The sequence below is a fragment of the Acidovorax sp. 107 genome (assembly GCF_003058055.1).
GTDB lineage: Bacteria > Pseudomonadota > Gammaproteobacteria > Burkholderiales > Burkholderiaceae_C > Acidovorax.
This window is the reverse complement of sequence record NZ_QBTZ01000001.1, coordinates 3,195,451-3,218,217: the sequence shown is the minus strand read 5'-3', so window position 1 is coordinate 3,218,217 and position 22,767 is coordinate 3,195,451. Positions and strand designations below refer to the sequence as shown.

Sequence of the window (22,767 nt, the reverse complement as noted above, 5' to 3'; positions counted from 1 at the left end):
GCATCACCGCTGACGCACGTGGCCGCCCACTACGCGAGCGGCCGCGCGGATCTCTGCATCGCCAAACCCCGCATACCCCAGCAGCCAGCCCCGGCGCGCGGACTGCATCGCATAGCGCGACAGCGGCGCCAGCATCACGCCCGCCGCCAGCGCCTGGCGGCTCAGGGTTTCGTCGTCGGTGCCGGGTGCTACCTCGTGCAACAGGTGCATGCCGCGATCGCTGGCGGCCAGTTGCCAGGCGCCGTTGCTCGCCTCGGCCAGTGCGGTGCGCAGTGAGTGCTGCCGCTGCAGATACAGCTCGCGCATTTGCCGCAGGTGGCGCAGCAGGTGGCCTTCGGCAATGAAGCGCGCCAGCACCGCTTGCGCGTCGCCCGGTGCATGCCGGTCGGTGATGGCGCGGGCCATGGCAAAGGCTTCTACCAGCGCGGGCGGCACCACCACAAAGCCCAGCCGCAGACCGGGGTGCAGTGTCTTGCTAAAGGTGCCTACGTACAACACGCGCTCCGAGCCCGGCAGGCTGCACAGCGCGGGTACCCGCTGCGCAGCGCTGCCGTACTGGAACTCGCCGTCGTAGTCGTCCTCCACCACCCAGGCGTCGTGCGTGCGCGCCCACTGCAGCAGCGCCTGCCGCCGCGCCAGGCCCATGCACACGCCCGTGGGGAACTGGTGCGTGGGCGTGACGACGGCCATGCGTGCGTTCGGCCACTGCGCTGCAGCGGTGTCGATGCGCAGGCCGTCTCCATCCATGTCCACCGGCCGCGCCAGCGCGCCGTGGCCCAGCAGGCTGGCGCGGATGCCGGGGTAGCCGGGGTCTTCCACCAGCACCTCGTCGCCCACGTCCAGCAGCAGGCGCGCAATCAGGTCAATGCCCTGCTGCGAGCCCGAGCACACCACCACCTGCGCCGCATCGCAGCGGATGCCGCGCGAGGCCCACAGCCATTGCGCCACGGCCTGGCGCAGGTCGGGGTCGCCAGCCGGGTCCAGGTACTGCGCGCGGTGGCTGCGCTGGCCCGTGCTGGCCTGGCGGGTGAGGCGGTCCCACAGCGCAAACGGAAAGGTGGCGACCTCGGGCGCGCCAATGCGAAATGCCTTGGCCGCCGCCAAGGGCGGGCGCCAGCGCGCTGCCGTGTCGGCGATCAGCTGCCCCCGGCGCGACAGGCCCCGGGGCGGCGCCACCAAGCCTTGCGCGGCGGGCAGTGTGGCGGCCACGGCCTGCGACACATAGGTGCCGTCGCCCACGCGGGCTTCCACATAGCCCTCGGCCTGCAGGCGCTGCACGGCCCACAGCACGGTGTTGCGCGACACGCCCAGGCTGGCCGCATGCTCGCGCGAGGGCGGCAGGCGCGTGCCCGCGCGCAGGCTGCCCTGCTCGATGGCGCGGCGCAGTTGCGCGTACACCTGCTGGCGCAGGGTGGCGGTGGTTCGATTGGCTCCGGGGCTGGGCACGAATTGGCCCTTTCAATGGGGTGATGCACTCATAAACTGAAGAACCATTGTAAAAACCCGGGCCGCAGCTTGCCGGCCTGATCCTGTTGAAAGCACCCCATGGCCGAGCACACCGCCACCATCACCTGGTCCCGTGGCACCGACGACTTTCTGGACAAGCGCTATCACCGTGCCCACACCTGGCAGTTCGACGGCGGTGCCACCGTGGCTGCATCGTCGTCGCCCCATGTGGTGCCGCTGCCCTACTCCGATGCGGCGGCGGTGGACCCGGAAGAAGCCTATGTCGCCGCGCTGTCCAGCTGCCACATGCTGTGGTTCATGGACTTTGCCAGCCGTGCGGGCTATCGGCTCAACCACTACGCCGACGCGGCCGTGGGCACCATGGCCAAGAACGCAGAGGGCCAACTGGTGGTCACCCACGTGCAGCTGAGGCCCGTCACGCGCTTTGACGCGGCGCACGCGCCCAGCGCTGCGCAGCTGGACGACCTGCACCACCGCGCCCACGGATCGTGCTTTCTGGCCAACTCGGTCAAGACGCAGATCGACTGCGCCCCGGTGCTTGAAGTGGAAGGGGGCTGACATGGCCAACCCCAACCGGCAGTTTCAGGTGGCCGATGCCGCCGCCCAGCAAGCCCTGGTGCGTGCCCAGCCGTTGGCCACGCTGGTCGTCGCGCACGAGGGCGCGCTGCACGTCAACCACATCCCGCTGTACCTGGACCTGGCGCGCGGCCCGCAGGGCACCCTCATCGGCCATGTGGCGCGCGCCAACGCGCTGTGGCCGCTGCTGCCCCAGCAGGCGGTGGCGGTGTTCCACGGCCCGCAGGCCTATGTGTCGCCCTCGTGGTATCCGTCCAAGGCCCTGGACGGCAAGCAGGTGCCCACGTGGAACTACGCCACCGTGCACGCCCACGGCGCTTTGAGCGCGTTTGACGACCCCGCACGCCTGCGCGCCATCCTGCACACCCTGAGTGAGCAGCACGAGGCCCACCGCGCCGACCCCTGGCGCATCGACGACGCGCCGCCCGACTACATCGACAAGCTGCTGCGCGCCATCGTGGGCATCGAGCTGGCCGTGGAGCGCTGGGAGGGCATCTGGAAGGTGAGCCAGAACCGCACCGACACCGACCGCGCCGGCGTGGTGCAGGGCCTGATGGCGGAGGGCACCAGCGCGGCCGAGGACATGGCGGCGCTGGTGCTGGGACGTTTGATGGGCTGAGGGATGCAATCGGCAGGGGCTATCAAAATTGATAGCAAACCAGGCATGATGCACTAGCGCTACCGCCCGATTTGGCCCAAAAACCCTCGCGCCAACGCGTTCTCAGGCCGCGCTTACCCCACCAGTGTTTCCACCCGCAGCCACCACCGGACCTGCCGCTGCAGGGTGCGCGGCGAATCGCACCGTGACGAGGAGCCCGTGGGCTTCTTGCAGGTTGGGCCCGAGCACCACCGTGGCGCCAAAGGCCTGTGCGATTTCGCGCACGATCGCCAAGCCGAGCCCGGTGCCGGAGGTGGTGTCCTCGCTCACGCGGAAAAAGCGCTCGAACACGCGCTCCCGCGCGGCTTCGGGAATGCCGGGCCCGTTATCGGCCACCGACAGCTCCACCCAATGGCCCGTGGCGCCCGCGCTGCATCGCACGCCCACCGTGACCCGGCCGCCCTGCTGGGTGTACCGCAACGCGTTGTCCAGCAGGTTGGCTACCAGGGCGTCCAGCAGCGAGGGCTCAGCCCTCACCAAGGCCTGGCCAGCGGCCGGAGCGTCCAGGCCCAGGTCGATGTGCTGGCGGTCGGCCAGTGCCGCCAGTTGTTCCACGCAGCGCAGGGCCACGGCGGCCAGGTCCACCGTTTCCTGTCGGGTATGGGCATCGCGGTGCTCGGCCTGCGCCAGCAGCAGCAGCTTGTTCGTCACGTCCACCAGGCGGCGGTTGCTGGCGTGCAGGCTGGTCCACAGGGCGTCTTGTTCGTCGGGCTGGCGGAGTGCCGACCTTGCGTATTCGATCTGCGTGGACTGCAGCGCCAACGGCGTGCGCAGCTGGTGGGCTGCGTCGGCGATGAAGCGGCGCTGCGCCTCCGAGTGCGCGCGCAGCTGCTGCACAAAGCGGTTGATGGTGTCGGCCACGGGGCGCAGCTCGGTGTGCAGCACCTTGGCATCCACCTGCAGGTCCAGGTGCAGGGGGTCGTGCTGCGCCAGCTGCTGCCGCAGCCGCACTACGGGGCGCAGCTCCAGGGTCAGGGCCAGGGCGCTGAGCGCCACCGTGAGGCCGAGCGCAGCCAGTAGATAGGCCACTGTGGGGTACCACAGGTTGGCCAGCATGTGGTCGCGGCTGTGGGTGGTCTTGCCCACGGCGATGGTGTAGGCGCGCGCACCGTCCACGTCGTGCATGGTGCGGGTGACCACCACGGCGCGCAGGGGCTGGTCCTGAAAGTGTGTGTCGTACCACTGTGCCTGGTCCGTGCCCTCGGGGTGCGGCTCGGCCGGCAAGGGAAAACCGGGCGTGCCGGCCAGCAGTTCGCCGCCCGCGCCCTGCACGTTCAGGTACACGCGGTCGCGGTCGGGCGATGCGAACAGGCTCAGCGCCGACGGGGGCACGCTGGCCTGCACGTCATTGCCCTCCCAGATCAGGCGGTCCGACAGCATCTTGGCGGATGCGAGCAGGTCGTGGTCCTGCACATAGTCCGCCACGTTGGCGGCGTTGCGCCAGCTCAGCGCGGCGCACAGCGCCACAAACAGCGACAGGGGCAGCAGCAGCCACAAGGCCAGCCGAAAGCGCAGGCTCGACAGCATGGCGGTTGTCATGCGTCGTCGCGCGTGCGCAGCAGAAAGCCCACGCCGCGCAGCGTGATGATGGTGGCGCTGCTGGCTTCCAGCTTCTTGCGAAGGCGGTGCACGTAGAGGTCGATGGCGTCGCCGCTGACCTCTTCGTCCAAACTGAACAGGCTGTCCGCCAGCGCCTGGCGCGAAACAGTCGTGCCCAGGTGCAGCATCAGCGCCTCCAGCAAGGTGCGTTCGCGTGGCGGCAGGGCCAGGTCGGCGCCTGCCAGCGTGAACTGCCGCGTGCGCAGGTCGTAGCGCAGGTCGCCGCAGGCGATGTCGTTGGATTTGCCGGGCCGCTGGCGCCGCACCAGTGCCTGGATGCGGGCCACCAGCTCGCGTACCTCGATGGGCTTGACCAGGTAGTCGTCCGCGCCGATCTCCAGGCACAGCACCTTCTGGTCCAGCGAGGCGGTGGCGGTCAGCACGATCACGGCCACATCGTCCTGGCGCTCGCGGATGCGGCGCAGCACGCCCTTGCCCGACAGCAGTGGCAGGTTCAGGTCCAGCAGCACCACGTCGTAGTGGCCTTGCCGTAGCAGCTGGTCGGCGGCCTCGCCGTCCCCCACGTGGTCCACCACGAACTCCCGCTCCCGCAAGAGCTGCACCAGCCAGTGCGCCAGCTGCTCGTTGTCTTCGATGAGAAGGACTTTCATGGTGGGCACCAGTTTATCGTCCCCGCCTGGGGCGTGCTCATGTTTTGATAGCTGATAGCGGCTGATTCGATGGGACTGCCAGCCGATGGGAGGTGATTTGGGGTTAACCCTAGGGAATTGCAGCTCCGGGCGAAAGCTGATTGAAGGATGCCACTTTCTACAGTCACTTCATCCCGGCGCGAAGTACACACAGCGCGCGGGGCGCCATCCACCACTGAGCAGGAGACATTCCATGAACATCCCGACCCGACGCCATATGCTGGGCCTTGCCCTGGGCAGCCTGATGGCTGTAGCTGCACCCCTCGCGCAAGCGGCTGATGCGCCCATCACCATCATGGTGGGTGGCATCAACAAGATCATCTACCTGCCCGCCAAGCTCACGGAGGCGCTGGGCTACTTCAAGGACGAAGGGCTGAACGTGGAGCTGCAGTCGCAGCCCACCGGCGTGGATGCCGAGAACCAGCTCATCGCGGGCGCCGTGCAGGGCGTGGTGGGCTTCTACGACCACACCATCGACCTGCAATCCAAGGGCAAGGAGATCCAGGCGATTGCCGTGTTCTGCAAGGTGCCGGGCGAGGTGGAGCTGGTGTCCACCAAGGCCGCGCCCACCTTCAAGTCCATGGCCGATGCCAAGGGCAAGACGCTGGGCGTGACGGGGTTGGGGTCGTCCACCGACTTTCTGACGCGCTACCTGGCCGACCGCCAGGGCGTGGCGCAGAAGGACTATTCGCTGCTGCCCGTGGGCGCGGGCAACACCTTCATCGCGGCCATGAAGCAGGACCGCATCCAGGCCGGCATGACCACCGAGCCCACCGTGTCGCAAATGCTCAAGAGCGGCGAGGCCAAGGTGCTGGTGGACCTGCGCAACGAGGCCGACACCATCAAGGCGCTGGGCGGCCTGTACCCCGCCGCGAGCCTGTACGTGCAAAACAGCTGGGCCGAAACGCACAAGGCCGAGGCCACCAAGCTGGGCCGCGCCTTTGCGCGCACCATGCACTACATCCACACCCACACGGCCGAAGAGATTGCCGAGAAGGTGCCGCGCGACTACTACGGCAACGACAAGGCGCTGTACATCGAGGCCCTGCGGGCCTCCGTGCCCATGTTCACCACCGATGCCCGCATGCCCGACGGCGGCCCCGAGAACGTGCTGAAGGTGCTGGCCACCTACAAGCCCCAGGTGCGCAGCAAGAACATCGATCTGTCCAAGACCTTCACCAACGCCTTTGTGGCTGGAGCCAAGCCATGAGCGCCGCGGCCACCGTCTCCGCCGGTTTCACTGCCCCCACGGCCGCACGCGCTGCGGCGGCCACGGCATCCGCTGCCGGCACAGCCCCCGCGATCGAGTTCAACGACGTGTCGCTGCGCTTCATCTCGCAGGACGGCAACGCCACGGTCGCGCTGCGCAACTTCAGCATGAGTGTGGCCCGCGGAGAGTTCGTGGCCATCGTCGGGCCCACGGGCTGCGGCAAGTCGACCACGCTGAACATGATCACCGGCCTGCTGCGCCCTACCGTGGGCCAGGTGCGCGTGATGGGCCAGCCGGTGGACGGCATTGATCCGCGCATCGGCTTCGTGTTCCAGGCCGATGCCGTCTTTCCCTGGCGCAGCGTGCTCGACAACGTGGCCGCAGGCCCGCTGTTTCGCGGCATGCGCAAGGCCGAGGCCCGGGACCTGGCGCAGCAATGGATTCAGCGCGTGGGGCTCGACAAGTTCGGCAACCACTACCCGCACCAGCTGTCGGGCGGCATGCGCAAGCGCGTGGCCTTGGCGCAGACCTTCATCAACCGCCCCGAGATCCTGCTGATGGACGAGCCGTTCTCGGCGCTGGACATGCAGACCCGCACCCTCATGCAGGACGAGCTGCTCAAGCTGTGGTCCGGCACCGGCGGCTCGGTGGTGTTTGTCACGCACGACCTGGAAGAGGCCATCGCGCTGGCGGACCGGGTGTTCGTGCTGTCGGCCCGCCCCGCCACGCTCAAGCGCGTGTACGACATCGACCTGCCGCGCCCACGCGTGATGTCCGAAGTGCGCTACGACCCGCACTTCGTCGAGTTGTCCAAGCACATCTGGGACGACCTGCGCCAGGAAGTCGTGATCCAGTGACCCCCACCTTCACGGAACAAACCACCATGAACACCCTCACCACCACCCCGGGCGCTGTCGCCCTGCCAGCCGCGCTCAGCGACGAAGCGCTGGCCCGCGAATCCGCCTCGGCCCAGGCGGCGATCCGCCAGCGCCGCTACACCATCATCGGCCTGCGCCTGGCCGTGCTCTTGGTCGTACTGGGCGGATGGGAAATCGCCGCCCGCCTGAAGTGGATCGACCCCTTCTTCTACTCCCAGCCCAGCCTGATCTGGGCACAAATCGTGGAATGGGTGGACGAGGGCACCTCGCAAGGCCCGCTGTGGCAACAGGTGCTGGTCACGCTGGAAGAAACCGTGCTCGGCTTTCTCATCGGCGCTGTGGGTGGCGTGGTCTGCGGCATCCTGCTGGGCCGCAACAAGCTGCTGTCGGACGTGTTCAGCCTCTACATCCAGATCGCCAACTCCATCCCGCGTGTGGTGCTGGGCTCGGTGTTCGTCATTGCGCTGGGCCTGGGCATGGCGTCCAAGGTCGCGCTGGCGGTGGTGATGGTGTTCTTCGTCGTCTTCAGCAACGCCTTCCAGGGCGTGCGGGAGGCCGACAAGTACATGATCGCCAATGCGCAGATTCTCGGCGCGTCGGCGCGCCAGCTCACCACCGCCATCGTCATTCCGGCCGCCACCTCGTGGATTCTGGCCAGCCTGCGCGTGAGCTTTGGCTTTGCCCTGGTGGGCGCCGTGGTGGGCGAGTTTCTGGGGGCCAAGGAAGGCATCGGCCTGCTGATCTCTACGGCGCAGGGCGCCTTCAATGCCAGCGGCGTGTTCGCGGCCATGATCGTGCTGGCGGTGGTGGCGCTGGCGGCGGACCTGCTGCTGAGCCAGCTGGAAAGGCGCTTGCTCAAGTGGCGTCCCGCCGCATTCTGAGGATTACGCCAGCACCTCCACCCGCAGCGTGACCACCGGCCCGGCCGCCGCCGGGTGCACGGCCAGCGCATGCACGGCTGCGTCCACGGTGGCCTGCGCCACAGCATCGGTCAGCACCAGCACCTGGGGGCCGCTGCCGGGAGGCAAGGCCTTGTCGTGTGCCAGCGCCACCTGCAGCACGGGCACGTGCTGCGCAGCCAGCCAGGCGCCCACGGCCTCGATCTGCTGCGCGCTGTGCACCGGCACGCGCAGGTAGTGGCGGGTGTGCACGGCCGCACGGGGCAGCACCGCCAGTTGCTTGTCCACGGCGTGGGGGTGGAAGCCCAGGTGCGGTACGCGCTGCGCCGCGTGGGTGCCATCAAGCCGTGCCACATCGACCAGATCGGCAATCACGGCCGACGCAGTCTGCTCCGACCCCGCGCCCGCGCCGTAATACATCGTCACGCCGGACGCATCGCCCTTGACCATCACGGCGTTCATCGACCCGTTCACATGCGCTAACAAATGCGTGGCGGGCACCAGCGCGGGCTGCACGCGCAGCTCCACTCCCTCCACTTTGCCTTCCGCCTCGCCGTCCGTATCGCCATGTTTACGCCGCTTGGCCACACCCAGCAGCTTGATGCGGTAGCCCAGCTGTTCGGCGCAGGCCACGTCCAGGCCCTGCAGCGTGGTGATGCCCTCCACCTGCGCGTCGGCAAAGCGCACCGGCATGCCAAACGCATTGGCTGCCAGCAGCGAGATCTTGTGCGCCGCGTCCAGGCCCTCGATGTCAAACGTCGGGTCTGCCTCGGCATAGCCCAGTGCCTGGGCCTGCGCCAAGGCTTCGGCAAAGCCCACGCCTTCGTCGCGCATCTTGCTCAGGATGAAATTGGTGGTGCCGTTGATGATGCCTGCCACCCATTCGATGCGGTTGGCCGTGAGGCCCTCGCGCAGCGCCTTCACGATGGGGATGCTCACGGCCACAGCGCCTTCGTACGCCACGGCCACGCCGTGCTGGCGCGCGGCGGCAAAGATCTCGTTGCCATGCTCGGCCAGCAGCGCTTTGTTGGCGGTGACCACATGCTTGCCCGCGCGGATGGCGGCCAGCACCCAGTCGCGTGCGGGGGCAGTGCCGCCGGCGGCCTCGACCAGCACATCCACGTCGGGGTGCGTGGCGACCTGCATGGGGTCGTTGGTCAGCGCCACGTCCTTGCCCACCACGCTCATGGCGCGGGCCAGGCTGCGGGCGCAGACCACCACCAGCTTGATGCCCCGGCCCGCACGGGCGGCAATCAGCGCCTGGTTGCGCGCCAGCACGCGGAAGGTGCCTGCGCCCACGGTACCAATGCCGATCATGCCCACGCGCAGGGGGCGCATGGCCGTGGCAGACGACGGCAACAACGGGGCTTCAAGGGACTGGACGGGATCGCGGTACATGGACTTCTCCGGCTAACGAACAAACAAAAAAACCCAGCTGCCAGAGCTGGGTTTCGTGCATTCGTCTTGGGGGAGAAGAGAGCGATCACCAGGTGGCTGCCGAAACGGCCACCTGCGCGTGCTCAGGTGGCCGCGGCGGTAATGGTGGTAATCATTCGTGCACCCAGTGCCCGCTGCTCACCATTGGCCCGCGTGAATGCGGGCGGCATCATGCCCATGCCTTGGAAGGCAGCGGCGTGCGTGGTGGAGGGGATGGCGGTGTACGACATGAAGAGCACAGTGTACCGGATGCGGGCCAGGGCCTGTCATCCCGCTTGTACCCACCTTTGTCGGCTTGTGGCGCAACGGCCTCACCTGGCCTGGGTGGCCGCCACCCGCACCATGCGGATCGCATCGAACGGGCAGCGGACCGCACACAGCGCGCACCCGGTGCAGCCGGGCGCATCGTGCAGGGCGGAGCACTTGGGGCCCCAGGGCCCCGTGCCCAACACCTGCAGGGACAGCACATGCGGCGGGCACACCGCCACACACCAGCCGCAGCCGGTGCAGCGCTGGGGGTCGATGGTGGGCAAGGCCTTGGGGGTTGTGGTGGTCATGGGGTGCCGGGTGCTGGCAGTGTGCCCCGGGAGCGGGCTCCCCACAAGGCGCGCGCTACAGTGCTCCTATGAATGCAGAACCCAACTCCATCGTCACCCGCCATCTGTTGATCACCGGCCATGTCCAGGGCGTGGGCTACCGCTGGTCCATGGTGCAGGCCGCCGCGCGCCTGGGCGTGACGGGCTGGGTGCGCAACCGCCAGGACGGCCGTGTGGAGGCCTGCGCCTGGGGCCCGGAACCCGCCGTGCTGGCGCTGATCGACTGGGCGCACCAGGGGCCGGAGCATGCGCGGGTGGACAGCGTGGTAGTGGGCAATGTGCCCGATGGTGGCGAGGCGCCGCAGGGCTTCACGCAGCGGGAGACGTTGTAGCGCCCAGCTGCCGCAGCAACTCCATTGCCCCGGCAGGCGCTCGCTCCTTGGCGCCGTTGATGAAGAACACGAATACATCGCGTGGCCGCGCGCCGCTGGTCCAGGTGCGCACGCCCTGCGCCCATTGCGCAATCGCCTCGGCGGTGTAGCCCGTGGGCACATCGGCCTGGCTGCGCATCAGCCGCAGGTAGGCAAAGTCGGCTTCCGCATCTGCGATGGCGGGGAATTGATCGGAGTCGGTGTACACAGGCACGCAGCCATACCGACGCCCCAGCGCCACAAACGCGGGCGTCGCAAAACTGGGGTGGCGCACATCCAGCGCGTGGCGCAGCCGCAGGCCGTCCACCTGCTGCGGCAGCAGGGCCAGAAAGGCCTCGAAGTCGCTCGGATCAAACGCCTTGGTCGGCATGAACTGCCACACGATGGGCCCAAGCTTGTGCTTCAGTTCCGAGATGCCGCTCTCGACAAACCGCGCGATCGAATCGCCCGCGTCTGCCAGCACACGGCGGTGGGTCGCAAAGCGGTTGGCCTTGAGCGAGAACACAAAGCCTTCGGGCGTGTCATCGCGCCACTTGGCAAAGGTGGGGGGTTTGAAGGTGCTGTAGTAGGTGCCGTTGACCTCGATCGCTGTGAGCTGTCGGCTGGCGTATTGCAGCTCCTTGCTGTGCGCCAGCCCTGCAGGGTAGAAGCTGCCGCGCCAAGGCTCGAAGGTCCAGCCGCCGATGCCGACGCGGATGTGCCGATTGCTTGCGCTGATCTCGCTCTGGCGGGTGCTAGCAGAGGTGTCCACGGCGGTGTCCTTTGAGAGTCCACGGAGCGGCCACTGTAGCAGCGGCGCTTGCGCGCACGCCTATGCGGGGAGCGCCTCCGGCAGCTCCACCCGCGCCTCCAGCCCCTGCGCGCCGTCTGCGCGCGGCCCCAGCACCAGGCGGCCTCCCAGGGCCTTGGCCAGTTCGCTGGCAATGGCCAGGCCCAGGCCGGTGCCGCCGGTGCCCCGGTTGCGCGAATCTTCCAGCCGTACATAGGGCTGCAGCACGGCGGCGAGGTCAGTCTGGGGGATGCCAGGCCCGCGATCCAGCACGCGTACCAGCCACTGGCCCGGCCTCTCCACCTCCAGCGTCAGCTCGGCAGCACCCGCAAAATTGAGCGCGTTGTCCACCAGGTTGCACAGCAGGCGGCGCAGGGCCTGGGGGCGGGTGTCGCAGGTCACATCCACCGCCTGCAACATTTGCACCGGCAAGCCGGCATCGGCGTAGTCGCGCGCAATGCTTTCCACCAGCGCGCGCAGGTCCACGCGCTGCGGGGGCTCGCGCACGGCCTGTGATGAGCGCGCGTAGGCAATGCCCTCTTCCACCAGCGACTGCATCTCGGCCAGGTCGGCGTGCAGCTTGTCGCGCAGCGTGGTGTCGTCCAGCAAGTCTGCACGCAGGCGCAGCCGGGTGATGGGTGTTTGCAGGTCGTGCGAAACTGCGGCCAGGATCTGCATGCGCTCCTGCAGGTGCGTCTGGATGCGCTGCTGCATGTGGTTGAAGGCAACGGCGGCGCGTTGCACCTCGCGCGGGCCGTCTTCAGCCAAGGGCACGGCGGGGCGGTCGGCCCCCAGCGCATCGGCCGCATCGGCCAGCGTGCGCAGGGGCCGCGTGGCCGCGCGCACGGCCCAGGCGCACAGGCCCACCAGCAGCGCCAGCTGCAGCGCCAGTGCGCCCAGCACCCAGGGCGAGATCTGCAGCCGGGGCTCGTCCATGTCCACGGCCAGGGGCGTACCGTCGGCCAGGCGCAGCTGCAGCCGCAGCTCGGTGCCCGGCACATGGGGGTCGATCACCTGCACGGCCCGGTCGGCAGGCAGTGTGGCTGCCACGGCGCTGGCGACCAGGCGTGCGAGTTGGGACGGGTCTGCGGGGGCGTCCAGCGGTTCGACCAGCGCAAAGCGGTAGTTGCGGCGTGCCAGCCGGTCCACCCACTGCGCGCGCTCGGCAGCGGGCAGGCGTTCCAGCATGGCCACGGAGCTGGCCACGTCACTGGCGAAATACGACACCATGGCCCGTCGCATGGTCATGCTGCGCTCGGTGAACGCGAGCACAAACGTCAGCGCATGCGCCAGCGCCAGGCCCAGTGCCATCACTAGCAAGATGCGCCCAAACAAAGAGCGCGGCCACCAGCGCAGCGTCATGGCGCGGCTCCTGCGGGTGCTGGTGCTGCTTGCACATCGGCGCAGAACACATAGCCCTCGTTACGCACGGTCTTGATGTAGCGCGAGCCGCGCGCACCATCGCCGAGCCGCTGGCGCACGCGGCTCACCAGCAGGTCGATGGAGCGGTCGAACACATCGGCATCGCGCCCCTGCGTGAGCTGCAGTAACTGGTCGCGTGTGAGGATGCGCTGCGGGTGGTCCAGCAGCACACGCAGCAGCCGGTATTCGGCGCCCGACAGTGCCACCACCGCGCCCGTGGCATCGAGCAGGTGGCGTGCGGTGGTGTCCAGCCGCCAGTCGCCAAACGCAAGGTGGCGCGCGGGTTCGGCCACGGCCAGGTTGGGCGGCAGCATGCGCGTGCGCCGCAGCACGGCGTGGATGCGTGCCAGCAGCTCGCGCGCGGCAAAGGGTTTGGTCAGGTAGTCGTCTGCACCCAGCTCCAGGCCCAGGATGCGGTCGGCCTCGTCGCTGCGCGCGGTGAGCATGATGATGGGCAGCGGCGGCGCGCCGGGACTGCGCAGCTCACGGCACAGGGTGATGCCGTCGGTACCCGGCAGCATCAGGTCCAGCACCAGCAGGTCGATGCGCTGTGTGGCCAGCACCTCACGCATCTGCCGCCCGTCGGCGGCCACGCTCACCTGCAGGCCCTGGCGCTGCAGGTACTCGGCAGCCAGTTCGCGGATGCCAGCGTCGTCATCGACGATCAGGATGTGGTCGGGAGCGGGCGTCGTCATGGCGGCCATTGTCCGGGCTTTGGCGTGCGCGCGGTGGGGTGACTTCAGGCCCGTATGTATCTGAACTTGTCTGCACCGTGCATCGACAAGCGCGCATACCAAACGGCCCTGGCCAGACAAATCGCCGATACCTGCGCTGGCTTCAATGCGGTCTTCCTGAACTTCACGAGGACCTTGCCATGAAACCATCCATCGCCGTGACCGCCCTGCTGACCCTGGGCCTGGCGCAGGCAGCCAGCGCGCAAGAGGCTGCGGCAGCGCCGCCAGCCGCCGCGGCACCTGCGCCGGGTGCAACCCACCCTAAAGCCCCCTTGGGCCGCTGGATCACCGAAAGCGGCAATCTGGAAGTGAACATCGCACCCTGCAACCCCGCCGGTGGCAACGCCCTGTGCGGCAAGGTGGTGCGCGTGCTGGCCAACCGCTCCATGAGCGCGCCGGGCGCTGACATGGCGGCAGCCGACGCGCGGCCTGCGCTGGGCATGACGCTGCTGTCGGGCCTGCGCCCGGCGGAGGGCGGCAGCAGCGAGTACCAGGGCGAAATCTACAACCGCGAGAACGCCAAGACCTACCGCGTCAACCTGACGCCAGCCGAGCCGGAGCAACTGCTGGTGCACGCGTATGTGGGCATTCCGCTGTTCGGCAAGACCCAGGTGTGGCGCCGCCCAGCGGCCGAGCAGGGGAGCGGGCAATGACCATGGCCACCACCTCGCCATGGCTGGCGGTGGCCGCCGGCATGCTCACGGTGGGCGCGCCCTGCGTGTTGCCCATGCTGCCCGTGGTGCTGGGGGCCTCGGTGAGCGGTGCCGACTCAGCACAGCGCACACGCCCGCTGTTCATTGCCCTGGGCTTTGCACTGTCGTTCGCGGCCGTGGCACTGCTGTTCAGCAGCTTCACGCAGGTGCTGGGTGTGTCGCAAGAAGGCCTGCGCCGCTTTGCCGCCGTGATGCTGCTGGTGTTTGGCGTGCTCACCTTGTGGCCCCGGCCGTTCCAATGGCTCAGCCAACATGCGGGCGGCGTGCTCAACCGCTTGGCCAGCCTGGGCATGGGCAGCGGGGGCGGCAACTGGGGCGGGCTGCTGCTGGGCCTGAGCCTCGGTGCGGTCTGGACGCCCTGCGCCGGGCCTGTGCTCGCCTCCATCCTCACCCTCATCGCCACGGAGCCTGCGGGCGTGGGCACCGCCGTGCTGCTGCTCGCGTATTCCACCGGTGCCGCGCTGCCCATGCTGGCCATCGCCTACGGCGGCCAGGCTGCCGCCACCCATGTGCGCCGCATTGCCCGCCACGCGCACCGCGTGCAGCAGGTGTTTGGCGTGGTGGTCATTGCCATCGCGCTGGCCATGCTGTGGGAGGTGGATGGGCAGATCACCGTCTGGCTTACGCAGTTTTATCCCTCGGGCTGGGGCGGCCTGTAAGGGGCGACACCCCACCGATTGCAAGGAGCTTTCACCATGACATTGCACCCCTCTTCCCCGCGCTTTTCCGAGCGCCGCGCTTTCCTGGCGTCGATGGCCGCTGCACTGGCGGCCCCTGGCTTGGCGTATGCAGCGGGCCCCGCCAGCCCCGCCGCAGCGTTGCCCGACTTGGGCGCTGCGCCCGAGTTCACCGGCATCGAGCGCTGGCTCAACTCCGAACCGCTGAGCCTGGCGCAGTTGCGCGGCCGCGTGGTGCTGGTGGACTTCTGGACGTACGCCTGCATCAACTGCATCCGCACCCTGCCCCATGTAAACCGCTGGGCCGAGCAATACACGCCCCAGGGGCTCACCGTGGTGGGCGTGCATACGCCAGAGTTTCCGTTCGAGCGCCCGACCGCCAATGTGGAAGCTGCCATGCGCCGCCACGGCGTCAAGCACCCTGTGGCACAGGACAACCGCTACGGCACCTGGAAGGCCTACGGCAACCAGTACTGGCCCGCCACCTACCTCATCGATGCGCAAGGCCGCATTCGCTACAAGCACTTTGGCGAAGGCGAGTACGAGCGCACCGAGGGCGTGATCCGCACCTTGCTGGCCGCGCGGGGCTGATCGGCCCGACCGATTCCGTGTCCTTTTTGTTCTTCCCCATCCCACGTTTCTTGACCGAGGCCTTCTCACCATGCGCTCTTTTCATCGCCACCTCACCCCTTCCTTCACCGCCGTCGCCTTGGCCTGCACCCTGCTGGGGGCCGCTCCTGACAGCCAGGCCCAGGCTCCGCAGCTGCCGCCGCCGGACGCCACCAACCCTGTGACCCTGCAGTTGATGCAGGGCTTCCCTCCGGCGCCCGACAAGGTCGTGCGCCTGGCCAACATCCTCAAGTACCCCAACGTGCGCTGGGCCGCGCAGCACCTGCGCGAACTGGGGCCCACGGCCACCATCTGGCGCGGTGCAGCAGCGCCCAGCGCACTGCCCGCAGCGCCGCGTGCCTTGCCCGACACGCTGGCGTTTGCCGACGACAAGGGCGCGCCCACCACGCTGGCCGACTGGCAGAAGGCCACCTACACCGACGCCCTGCTGGTGCTGCACCGGGGCCGTGTGGTGTATGAGCGTTATCACATCGGCATGCAGCCGCAGCAGCCACATGTGCTGTGGTCCATGAGCAAATCGCTGGTGGGGCTGCTGGTGACCGAACTCATCCAGGAAGGCGCCATCGACGCCAGTGCGCGCATCGTGCGTTACCTGCCCGAGCTGGCCAACAGCGCCTGGGCCGATGCCACCGTGCAGCAGACCCTGGACATGACCACCAGCGTGAAATACGCAGAAGACTTTGCGGACCCCACCTCCGGTGTCTTTCAGTACTTGGCCGCTGCGGGCCTGCAGCCTGCGCGCCCCGGCAGCAATGGGGCCAAGAGCATGGCCGAGCACCTGCCCACTGTGCAAAAGGACGGCGAGCACGGCACCGCATTTGCCTACAAATCGGTGGACACGGAAGTGCTGGGCTGGCTGCTGCAGCGCGTCACCGGCAAGAGCTACGCTACGCTGCTGTCCGAGCGCATCTGGTCCAAGCTGGGCACGCAAGAGGACGCGTACGTTTTTGCCGATGCCAACGGCGGCCAGGCCACCAGCGTGGGCGTGAACGCCACTCTGCGCGACCTGGGCCGTCTGGGCGAGATGCTGCGATCCAATGGCCGCTTCAACGGCCAGCAGATCGTCTCGCCCGCCACCATTGCCGAGCTGCGCAAAGGGGCCGACCCCGCCCAGTTCATCAAGGCCCCTGGCACGGCCATGCGTGCGGGCTACTCGTACCACAACCAGTGGTGGATACCCCACGATGCCGATGGCACTTTTGAAGCCAAGGGCCTGATGGGCCAGCACATCCACATCAACCCGGCGGCCGAGCTGGTGGTTGTGAAGTTCTCCACGCACCCCGTGCCCAACACCGCCTTCACCCACGCGTTGGACCGGCAAGCCTTTGCGGCGCTGGCCAAGGCCGTGCGCTGAGCCTGCCCGCACGTTGTTGCTCCACCCTCATCGAGGACCGTTTCACCATGTCCCCCCAACCCTGGCTGGCCAGCTATGGCGCCATCCCTGCCCACATCGATCCCGACAGCCATCCCAGCATCGTGCACCTGCTGTGTGCCGCCATGCAGCGCTACGCGCACCGGCCCGCATTCACCTGCCTGGGGCAGACGCTGACCTATGCGCATGTGGACCAGCAATCCCGCGCGTTTGCGGCCTACCTGCAGAACGTGCTGCGCGTGCGCAAGGGCGACCGCATCGCCGTGATGTGCCCGAACCTGATGGCGTTCCCTATCGCCATGCTCGGTATTGCGCGCGCAGGCTGCGTGCAGGTCAACGTCAATCCGCTCTACACTCCGCGCGAGCTGGAGCACCAGCTACTAGACGCAGGCGCCCGGGTGATGGTGATCTATGCCGGGTCTACCGCCACCCTGGCCGCCATCCAGGACCGGGTGGAACTGCACAGCATCATCACCGTGGCGCCCGGCGACGGCATCGCAGCCGACCTGCCCGGACCTCAGGTGGATGCCCACCTGCACACCACCACCTCGTTCGCGCGCGCCCTGGCCGAGGGCGCCACCCTGCCCTTTGCGCCGCCCGTGCTGGAGGGTAGCGACCTGCTGTTCCTGCAGTACACCGGGGGCACCACCGGCCTGTCCAAGGGCGCCATGCTCACGCACCGCAACCTGGTGGCCAATGTGGAGCAGTTCAAGGCCTTCGTGCCCGATGCCCTGCGCCCCGCGCAGGAGGTCGTCGTTACGGCCATTCCGCTGTATCACATCTTCGCGCTGATGGTGAACCTGATCAGCTACTTTGCGGTGGGCGCACGCAACTGGCTGGTGCCCAACCCGCGTGACCTGGACGCGCTGATCCACGTGCTGAACGCCGCGCGCCCCAGCGTGTTCATGGGGGTCAACACGCTGTACGCCGGGCTGGCAGCGCACCCCGGCACGCAGGGCGTGGACTTCTCCAACCTGCGGCTGCTGGACGACCAGGGCCACCCCGCACCCCTGGGCCAGCCCGGCGAGGTCTGCGTGAAAGGCCCCCAGGTTATGGGCGGCTACTGGCAACAGCCCGAGGCCAACGCCGCCGCCTTCACGCCCGACGGCTACTTTCGCACCGGCGACATCGGCCAGCTGGACGAGTGCGGCTTCCTCAAGATCGTGGACCGCAAGAAGGACATGGTCATCGTCTCAGGCTTCAACGTCTTTCCCAACGAAGTCGAAGCCGTGGCCACCGCCTGCCTTGGCGTGCTGGAATGCGCCTGCATCGGTGTGCCAGACGAGAAGACGGGCGAGGCGCTGCGGCTGTATGTGGTGCGCGCGGCGGGCACTGCGCCACCGGTGGATGCAGACCACATTGCAGCCCACTGCCGCGCCGCGCTCACCGCCTACAAGGTGCCCCGGCAGATCGTGTTTGTGGAGGCCCTGCCCAAGTCCAGCGTCGGCAAGATCCTGCGCCGCGAGCTGCGCGACATGGCGTAAGCGCAGGTGGCGCAGTTGCTGACGGCGGTAGGCTTGCGCAGATGAGAGATGTGAACCACCTCAGCGCTTGTCTGTAGTCAGCCCCGCCGCTGCAAATCCCGCGCCCCATAGGCGCAGTAGCCCGGCTTGGGGCTCTTCTTCTGCGGGTGCAGGCGACAGGTCTCGGGCCGCTTGTCATACACCGTGCACAGTCGGGTCTTGGGGTCGAGAAAGTTGCAGTCCCCACTCGCCCGCCGCGCCATCGTGAAGATCGCGTTCTTGTGGTTGAAGTGGTCAATCAGCCGCGCCTTCTGCAGCCGCTTGGCAATGTGGCGAATCTCTTCATGCTCAGCCTCGAACGGGTCCACCAGTTCGAGCCGCACCAGGTCCGACAGTTGCACTTCCAGCGGCATCGTGCAGCAGTTGGCCGCGCAGGTGTCGCACAGGCCTGCGCGGTAGCGGGTCCAGGTGTCCAGGCGGTCTACGTCAACGATGGCGATGGGGGAGCGCATGGGGTGGGATTGTGCCTGGGCCGAACTCTGAGGCCGCGCCAACGTGCCAATCGCACCACGCGGACCCCCGTTGGCAGTCCCCCCTCCAGTGAATGTCAGCCCTCGCCGCATTGTTCGCTCGCGGCACTGGGTCTGTGCGCCGTTACGTGCTGATGTCGTTCATTGGGTCTGGCCCGCCCAGCATGTGCGAGATCAGCGTGCCAAAGTGCGTGGGCTCATGGTTGGGCTAGAGCTGGTCCAGGCGGGCGGCGACGGCGTACCAGCCGGGGGAAGCATCGTCGGCGTCGTCGTCAGAGGTGATGTCGATGTGCAGGGCGAACTGATTTCAGTTGAAGCTTGCGCGGTAGGTGATCGCGTCCAATGAACAGTGTTGTTCAAGCGCTCCCACCAAAGCAAACAAGCGGGGTGTTTTTCTGAATTCAAAGAGGCGATACAGGTGGAACTGGTCTTTGGCCTGAGTTGACAGTTTGAGTTCGCCCCTCGACACAAAGAACGGCGTGTCTTTCCCAAAAGTCGTGGTCTTCACCTCCACGAATCGCTCACGACCATCAGTTTCGTATGACAGCACATCAAACCCTAGTCCATCTCCTTTGGTGCGAGAGACGTGTTCCACGCGGTTTGCAAGTTTTGGTTGGCCCAACTGGTTGAGTCGCCAGTGTTCATACTGGAGGACAAACTCCTCTCCCGCCAAACCAAGCGATTGGTTCCGTGCTTCCCGTTCCAGATAGTCCCTTTTGACTCCCGCGAAACTCAGTGGTGTTTGCGCCTCAGCGGTTCGGTGTTGTCTGATCGGCGCCGGCGCTTTCACCTGCGAGAAATCTGACTGCAGCGGAGCGATGGCAGGCTGCTGAACCGCAACCATCGCCGCTTGGTCAAGCGCTGGCCTTGTTCCTACTTGCTCTTCAAGCACAGTGAGCAAGAGTGCTTGGAAGTTTGAACGTGGTTGATAGCCCCGAATGTATGGAAACCCCAGCGCGAGCATGGCCGCGCTGATATTGCCGTGTTTGAACTCTATCGATCCATCGGAGCGGCTGTTGAGTTTGGACTGAAGTGCGCGGCGGTGCGCTGTCTTGCTGTAGCTTTGGCCGGCGAGCTCCAACGTCAACATGTGGAGGTAGTCTGCGACGATGGCCTCAACTTCTTCCCTCGACCAATCCATCCCCTCCTCCTTCTCTCATTGGCACTCCTGATGGCGGAGTGCCGCGTTATTAGAGCACCGTCAACATTTCTGCGACTACAGCAAACTCCTCGTCTTCGCCAACTTCCAGCACGATAGCTTCAAATCCCGGGCTGTCCGTCTCTGGCCACAGCTCTATGCGCGTATGGCGCCACGTTCCATCTGCTTCCATGATCTTCTCACTTGAATATCGTTTGATGGTGTAGCTGCCGCCAGTTTCCGGATCATCAATGCTGCGATGCTGAACCACCACAACCTTGCCGTTGCGAGTACCCCCTGGTGCCGCACGGAAGAGGCACCAAGAGCCGTTGGGTATCCGCCTGTTCATGGACTCGCCCACCACTTGGGCTACAAAAAAGCCGGGCTGATATGGAATCCAGTCCGGTAGTTCTATCCACTGTTGCGCGCCTTCTTCAAACGACTGCGATTCAGAGAAGGAACCAGCTGCAAATCGCAGGTCGATCAGTGGGGCTGCATTCTTTCCGGCAGCTCGTTCGGCGGCGCTCACCACCCGCAGTGGGATAACGTTGCTTGCTGGTGCTTTCGCAGCTATGCCCCTGTCAACGTGCTCAACAGGTTGCTCCATGACGACGCCTCTCAAGCGCGATCGCAGGTACTCTGCCAAAAGGCGATCTGTGCAGTACACAAAGCATCCGCGCATTCCGCGCGTCATCAGTGTGCGGTAGGTGTTCTTGATGATGCGGTCTGCCATCTCCTGGGCAGCGACGGGGTTCTTCTTCACTAGGCTTTTCAAACCCTTAATAGATTTGTCAGATCGGGCGCGGCCGTTAGCATCGGGCCGGATCTGACCCTCCCTGTACACAAGGTCCGGGCCGATGATCACGCCGACATAGTCAAGCTCCAGCCCCTGGCAGGTGTGGATGCAGCCCACTTGCTCTACTGAGCCGGGCGTCACAATCCAGAGGCTACCGTCTTGGCTGAGATTCCAGCGCCGCTGGTAGCCGTACTCCGGTATGTCGATGTCGTACGCCTGCGAATCCGTTTTGCTGGGCCATCCCCAGCAGTAGCCTGCCACCACCCGCGCCTTGTTGGCAACCTGGTTCTTCTTTTCGATCAGCTCATGCAACTCGGTTGGGCTGTCGACCACCCGAAAGTCGTATTCAGTTGTGTCGAGCGTCTGGTTGGCTGTGGAACGGATGGCAAGGGTGTCGTCTAGCCAGGCCACGTAGCCATCAGAACCACTACAACGGAACTGCGAGGCCAGATTCAGTTCGGTCACTTGCGCACCCAACGCAGCGGCCCACTTGCGTAGCTCGCCGGTGTGCCCAATATCCGCGATAGTGACCCGTTGGTCGTCATCCACTAAGAACACGCAGCACCGTGCCGAAGTGATGATCTCCTTGACCTGGTTTTCCCCCAGGTTGCCATACAAGCCGGACTTTTCGTTGAGCCGATGTGCCTCGTCCACGATCAGCGCATCGAAGCTGTCTGCAGCAGGGTCGGTGAATCCACCGGAGCCGCTGAACAGGTTGCTGATGCGGGTCTTCTTGAACGTACCTGTTAGCTTTGCTTCGAACACGGCGCGTGGCGCGGCGTTCTTCGACACATAGCGGGCATTCCGCCCTTTTCCGATTAGCGCAGCCAAAAGGTTAATTGCAACCACCGATTTGCCGGTGCCAGGGCCGCCCTGCACGATGACGACCTGCTTTGGTCCATTGACAGCCTTCGCCTCTGCCTCCAGCACGCTCTCATAGACCAGTTTCTGGTCATCGATCAGCACGAATTCGTTCTTGCCCTGCAGAAGGCCGACTACGGCATCTGCCAGCATCTTCGAGGGTTGAATACGGCCATGCTCGATGCGGTACAGCAGGTTCTTGCAGTCTCCATGTCGCACATGCTGCCGGATAAAGGCCTGCAGCCGATCCCTCTCGGGTTTGAGGAAGAGGGGTGCCTTGTCGATGTGGGGCGTGTATTTTGGGTGGTCGATCACCCCGTCGCGCTGTGGATAGTTGTGCAGGTAGGCGCAGGGCTGCAGCACCATCCCGTCATCCAGCACGGCGGTGTTGAAGTCGTTGAGCAGCGCCGCATACGACCAGGCCTGGTACGAGGGATGCGCGCCTTCGCTCTCGCCGGCCCGTCCCCCTCGCCGCGCCCAGATAATCCCGTCCTTCTCGCTCACTCGCGCTTCAGACCATTGCTTGAGTTCGACAATGACCACCTTGGGCTGGCGCTGCTCGTCCAGGCCGGTGATCAGGAAGTCGATGCGCTTGGACGTCTGCGGCACTTGGTACTCAATAGCCACGCCTGCATCGTCGGGAATCTCGTCGTCGTAGAGCACCTTCGCCATGTGCGATAGCGAATTGGTCCAAGACCGCAGCTCGGCGGGGCCAACGCTTTGGCCAGTAGCGTGTTTGTAGTGCTTGGAGACAACGTCTTCGATGTTGTCCGCAAAAGCGTGCTGCAGAAATTCGCGCTTGTTGGCTTGGTAGATGATCACCCGCGATGCACTCCCCTGTACTTTGATCCACTGGCCTTCGTCGTATTGCTGCAAACACTATAGGCAAAGGTATTGTGGTGCACAGAGGTTAGTTGCTACAGCTCGTCGTACTTCCGACTGTTGCCTCTGGCTTGATCCGCAGGGTATTTCTGCTCATTGATTGCCACCTTTGCATTCGCAGCCTCGATCAGATTCACGTCCAGCGCCGTAGCTATCTGCACCAAATACAGCAGAACGTCCGCCATCTCGTGCGCGATGGCCTGCTTCTTGTCCGCTGGCAGGTTGCGGCTTTGCTCCTCAGTGAGCCACTGAAAGTGCTCCAGCAGCTCGCCGGCCTCCACGATCAGGGCAGACGCCAAATTTTTGGGTGAATGGAACTGGCTCCAGTCGCGCTGCTGCGCGAAGTCCTGCAGGCGCAAGGCAAGTTGTTGCAGCGTGGTGGCGGCGACTTCAGACATAGGCAAGCTTGTAAAAACGCCCGGCAGGCCGGGCGTTGTTC

General features: G+C 66.3%; 24 protein-coding genes. 11 read left to right on the top strand and 13 right to left on the bottom strand.

Translation table 11 applies throughout. From position 1 onward, the window contains the following. Positions 1–3: 3 nt before the first annotated feature. The gene (locus tag C8C99_RS14995; RefSeq protein ID WP_108626152.1) at positions 4–1,446 is read right to left on the bottom strand and encodes a PLP-dependent aminotransferase family protein; all 1,443 of its coding nucleotides are present in this window, start codon (positions 1,444–1,446) and stop codon (positions 4–6) included. 99 nt (positions 1,447–1,545) lie between these two features. Between C8C99_RS14995 and C8C99_RS14990 the strand changes: the two genes are divergently transcribed. Continuing rightward, entirely contained in the window at positions 1,546–2,025 is a 480-nt protein-coding gene (locus tag C8C99_RS14990; protein ID WP_108626151.1) for an OsmC family protein, read from the top strand. Position 2,026: 1 nt separating this feature from the next. Further along, positions 2,027–2,662, top strand: coding sequence for an FMN-binding negative transcriptional regulator (locus tag C8C99_RS14985; RefSeq protein WP_108626150.1), 636 nt, complete (start codon positions 2,027–2,029; stop codon positions 2,660–2,662). 102 nt (positions 2,663–2,764) lie between these two features. Here C8C99_RS14985 and C8C99_RS14980 read toward each other — a convergent pair whose 3' ends face one another. Together C8C99_RS14980 and C8C99_RS14975 are read right to left on the bottom strand one after the other, a co-directional pair. Next, positions 2,765–4,240 carry a sensor histidine kinase gene (locus C8C99_RS14980; RefSeq protein ID WP_108626149.1) on the bottom strand — a complete coding sequence of 492 codons (1,476 nt, stop codon included), beginning with the start codon at positions 4,238–4,240 and terminating at the stop codon, positions 2,765–2,767. Next, positions 4,237–4,911: a response regulator transcription factor gene (locus tag C8C99_RS14975; protein ID WP_056642184.1), complete on the bottom strand. Its 675-nt coding sequence runs from the start codon at positions 4,909–4,911 to the stop codon at positions 4,237–4,239. The genes C8C99_RS14980 and C8C99_RS14975 overlap by 4 nt, the downstream gene beginning before the upstream one ends. A gap of 232 nt (positions 4,912–5,143) precedes the next feature. Between C8C99_RS14975 and C8C99_RS14970 the strand changes: the two genes are divergently transcribed. From C8C99_RS14970 to C8C99_RS14960, 3 genes are read left to right on the top strand one after another with little or no spacing between them, the layout of a single operon-like run. Next, a complete protein-coding gene (locus tag C8C99_RS14970; RefSeq protein WP_056642052.1) occupies positions 5,144–6,160 on the top strand; it encodes an ABC transporter substrate-binding protein in 1,017 nt (338 codons plus the stop codon). Beyond that, positions 6,157–7,017, top strand: coding sequence for an ABC transporter ATP-binding protein (locus C8C99_RS14965; protein WP_108626148.1), 861 nt, complete (start codon positions 6,157–6,159; stop codon positions 7,015–7,017). Before C8C99_RS14970 ends, C8C99_RS14965 begins: the two co-directional genes overlap by 4 nt. A 26-nt stretch (positions 7,018–7,043) precedes the next feature. Further along, positions 7,044–7,919: an ABC transporter permease gene (locus C8C99_RS14960; protein WP_056642190.1), complete on the top strand. Its 876-nt coding sequence runs from the start codon at positions 7,044–7,046 to the stop codon at positions 7,917–7,919. 3 nt (positions 7,920–7,922) lie between these two features. Here the strand turns inward: C8C99_RS14960 and C8C99_RS14955 are convergent, their stop codons facing one another. The 3 genes from C8C99_RS14955 to C8C99_RS14950 form a co-directional block, all read right to left on the bottom strand. Continuing rightward, positions 7,923–9,335 carry a homoserine dehydrogenase gene (locus tag C8C99_RS14955; RefSeq protein ID WP_056642055.1) on the bottom strand — a complete coding sequence of 471 codons (1,413 nt, stop codon included), beginning with the start codon at positions 9,333–9,335 and terminating at the stop codon, positions 7,923–7,925. A gap of 122 nt (positions 9,336–9,457) precedes the next feature. Then, a complete protein-coding gene (locus C8C99_RS23935) occupies positions 9,458–9,604 on the bottom strand; it encodes a hypothetical protein (RefSeq protein WP_156391390.1) in 147 nt (48 codons plus the stop codon). A gap of 81 nt (positions 9,605–9,685) precedes the next feature. Then, complete coding sequence (locus C8C99_RS14950; protein ID WP_056642058.1) at positions 9,686–9,931, bottom strand: ATP-binding protein; 246 nt, start codon at positions 9,929–9,931, stop codon at positions 9,686–9,688. Between the two features lie 68 nt (positions 9,932–9,999). Between C8C99_RS14950 and C8C99_RS14945 the strand changes: the two genes are divergently transcribed. Next, a complete protein-coding gene (locus C8C99_RS14945; RefSeq protein WP_056642062.1) occupies positions 10,000–10,302 on the top strand; it encodes an acylphosphatase in 303 nt (100 codons plus the stop codon). On the opposite strand, the gene C8C99_RS14940 is transcribed toward C8C99_RS14945, so the two are convergent. The 3 genes from C8C99_RS14940 to C8C99_RS14930 are packed head-to-tail and all read right to left on the bottom strand — an operon-like array spanning position 10,280 to position 13,227. Further along, positions 10,280–11,092: a DUF72 domain-containing protein gene (locus C8C99_RS14940; protein WP_233247234.1), complete on the bottom strand. Its 813-nt coding sequence runs from the start codon at positions 11,090–11,092 to the stop codon at positions 10,280–10,282. The two genes, C8C99_RS14945 and C8C99_RS14940, sit on opposite strands and share 23 nt — an antisense overlap. Positions 11,093–11,152: 60 nt before the next feature. After that, a complete protein-coding gene (locus C8C99_RS14935; protein WP_108626147.1) occupies positions 11,153–12,472 on the bottom strand; it encodes an ATP-binding protein in 1,320 nt (439 codons plus the stop codon). Then, positions 12,469–13,227, bottom strand: coding sequence for a response regulator (locus C8C99_RS14930; protein WP_056642194.1), 759 nt, complete (start codon positions 13,225–13,227; stop codon positions 12,469–12,471). Before C8C99_RS14930 ends, C8C99_RS14935 begins: the two co-directional genes overlap by 4 nt. 179 nt (positions 13,228–13,406) lie before the next feature. On the opposite strand from C8C99_RS14930, the gene C8C99_RS14925 reads away from it, so the two are divergent. The 5 genes from C8C99_RS14925 to C8C99_RS14905 all read left to right on the top strand — a co-directional run bounded on the left by C8C99_RS14925 (position 13,407) and on the right by C8C99_RS14905 (position 18,142). Beyond that, complete coding sequence (locus C8C99_RS14925) at positions 13,407–13,919, top strand: DUF2147 domain-containing protein (RefSeq protein ID WP_056642067.1); 513 nt, start codon at positions 13,407–13,409, stop codon at positions 13,917–13,919. Then, positions 13,916–14,638 (top strand): cytochrome c biogenesis CcdA family protein, encoded by a 723-nt coding sequence (locus C8C99_RS14920; RefSeq protein WP_082576825.1) that lies wholly within the window; start codon positions 13,916–13,918, stop codon positions 14,636–14,638. Before C8C99_RS14925 ends, C8C99_RS14920 begins: the two co-directional genes overlap by 4 nt. Before the next feature lie 36 nt (positions 14,639–14,674). Further along, positions 14,675–15,247 carry a thioredoxin family protein gene (locus C8C99_RS14915; RefSeq protein ID WP_056642070.1) on the top strand — a complete coding sequence of 191 codons (573 nt, stop codon included), beginning with the start codon at positions 14,675–14,677 and terminating at the stop codon, positions 15,245–15,247. 70 nt (positions 15,248–15,317) lie between these two features. Beyond that, complete coding sequence (locus C8C99_RS14910; RefSeq protein WP_108626146.1) at positions 15,318–16,640, top strand: serine hydrolase; 1,323 nt, start codon at positions 15,318–15,320, stop codon at positions 16,638–16,640. A gap of 47 nt (positions 16,641–16,687) precedes the next feature. Next, positions 16,688–18,142 carry an AMP-binding protein gene (locus C8C99_RS14905; protein ID WP_108626145.1) on the top strand — a complete coding sequence of 485 codons (1,455 nt, stop codon included), beginning with the start codon at positions 16,688–16,690 and terminating at the stop codon, positions 18,140–18,142. Between the two features lie 77 nt (positions 18,143–18,219). On the opposite strand, the gene C8C99_RS14900 is transcribed toward C8C99_RS14905, so the two are convergent. From C8C99_RS14900 to C8C99_RS14885, 4 genes are all read right to left on the bottom strand, one after another. After that, a complete protein-coding gene (locus C8C99_RS14900) occupies positions 18,220–18,633 on the bottom strand; it encodes a YkgJ family cysteine cluster protein (protein ID WP_015011832.1) in 414 nt (137 codons plus the stop codon). Positions 18,634–18,958: 325 nt separating this feature from the next. Next, the gene (locus C8C99_RS14895) at positions 18,959–19,792 is read right to left on the bottom strand and encodes a DUF3883 domain-containing protein (protein WP_233247233.1); all 834 of its coding nucleotides are present in this window, start codon (positions 19,790–19,792) and stop codon (positions 18,959–18,961) included. A gap of 49 nt (positions 19,793–19,841) precedes the next feature. Then, entirely contained in the window at positions 19,842–22,322 is a 2,481-nt protein-coding gene (locus C8C99_RS14890; RefSeq protein WP_233247232.1) for a DNA/RNA helicase domain-containing protein, read from the bottom strand. 41 nt (positions 22,323–22,363) lie between these two features. Continuing rightward, a complete protein-coding gene (locus tag C8C99_RS14885; RefSeq protein ID WP_108626143.1) occupies positions 22,364–22,726 on the bottom strand; it encodes a nucleotide pyrophosphohydrolase in 363 nt (120 codons plus the stop codon). Between the last annotated feature and the right edge of the window lie 41 nt (positions 22,727–22,767).